1 protein-coding gene and 1 pseudogene are annotated in these 1,540 nt (G+C 64.1%); one reads left to right on the top strand and one right to left on the bottom strand.

Annotation, left to right across the window (positions count from 1 at the left end):
• Positions 1-341, bottom strand: a pseudogene (fusA, locus tag I5W_RS10620) (elongation factor G); the annotation flags it as partial.
• Here fusA and alr point away from each other — a divergent pair.
• Positions 301-1,395 (top strand): alanine racemase, encoded by a 1,095-nt coding sequence (gene alr, locus I5W_RS10615; protein WP_044529198.1) that lies wholly within the window; start codon positions 301-303, stop codon positions 1,393-1,395. The pseudogene fusA and the gene alr overlap by 41 nt on opposite strands.
• The last annotated feature ends 145 nt before the right edge of the window (positions 1,396-1,540 follow it).

Genomic DNA, 1,540 nt, shown 5'->3' with positions numbered 1-1,540 from the left:
GCGCTCGATCTCGCTTCGTCCTCGGCATGACCGGCAATGGCCGGCACGTCGATGGGCGAGGGCAGGTAATCGATCACCGCATCCAGCATGGCTTGCACGCCCTTGTTCTTGAAGGCGGAACCGGCCAGCATCGGCACGATCTCGTTGGCCACCGTGCGCAGGCGCAGGCCGCGCTTGATGTCGTCTTCGGAGAGGGGATTGCCGGAGAGGTATTTCTCCAGCAGTTCCTCGTTGGCTTCAGCGGCCTGCTCGACCATGTGGTCGCGCCACTGGCGTGCGGTGTCCTCCAGCTCCAGCGGGATGTCTTCGTACTTGAACAGCACGCCCTGGCTGGCTTCATCCCGCATTTCCGCGCTTCAACATAATCTCGCCGTGGCCCGCGCCCACGCGCCCCAGGCCCGTGTCTGGGGCGTGCTCAAGGCCAATGGCTACGGTCACGGGCTGGAACGCGCCATGCGCGGCTTCGCCGCCGCCGATGGTCTGGCGCTGGTGGAGCCGGACTATGCAGTGCGCCTGCGTGAACTGGGCTGGACCAAGCCCATCCTGCTGCTGGAGGGTTTCTTCGATGCCGACGATCTGCCGGTGCTGGCCCAGCATGACATCCAGTTCGCTGTGCATTGCGACCAACAGATCGCGCTGCTGGAACAATTCGTCACCGATAGCGCCCTGCATGTGCACTTGAAGATGAACAGCGGCATGAACCGCCTGGGCTTCAAGCCCGAGGCTTTCCGCGCTGCCTACGAGCGCGTGCAGAAGATTGCCAGCGTGCGCAGCATCACCATGATGACCCACTTCGCCAACGCCGACGATGCCGGCAACCCGGCGCTGCCGCTGGCCGAGCAGGTGCGCCGCTTCCAGGCCGGCACCGAAGGCCTGGCCGGTCCGCGCAGCCTCTGCAATTCCGCGGCCGACCTGATGCATGGGGAACTGGCCAACGACTGGATCCGTCCGGGGATCATGCTCTATGGCGGCACCCCCGGTGGCGGTACGGCAGCCGACTTCGGCCTGCGCGCAGCCATGACCCTGGAAAGCAAGATCATCGGCGTGCAGGAAGTCCCGGTCGGTGAAGCCATCGGTTATGGCAGCCGTTTCGTGGCCGACAAGCCCATGCGGGTCGGCGTGGTGGCCTGCGGCTATGCCGACGGTTATCCGCGTCATGCGCCCAGCGGCACACCGGTGCTGGTCGATGGCGTCAAGACCGCCACCGTGGGCCGGGTGTCGATGGACATGCTGTGCGTGGACTTGAGCGATGTGCCGGGTGCGACCGTGGGCAGCCACGTCGAGTTGTGGGGCAATCGGTTGCCCATCGATGAGGTCGCCTTTGCCGCGGGTACCATCGGATATGAACTGATGTGCGCATTGGCCCCACGGGTGGCGGTGCGTGAAGTGGAGTAATTGAAATAGATGAACTTTCTGGCAGATTTGCCAGGAAGTGACAGCAAACAGGAAAGCAAGGGCAGCAAGGCGACGATGGCCCAAGTCAAGACCCATTACACCTGCACCGAGTGCGGCGGGATCAGCAACAAATGGGCCCGCCAAT

It is taken from the genome of Herbaspirillum sp. B65 (assembly GCF_000333555.1).
Taxonomy (GTDB): Bacteria; Pseudomonadota; Gammaproteobacteria; order Burkholderiales; family Burkholderiaceae_D; genus Herbaspirillum; species Herbaspirillum rubrisubalbicans.
The sequence above is the reverse complement of the archived record's forward strand: the minus strand, read 5'-3'. Positions and strand labels throughout refer to the sequence as shown.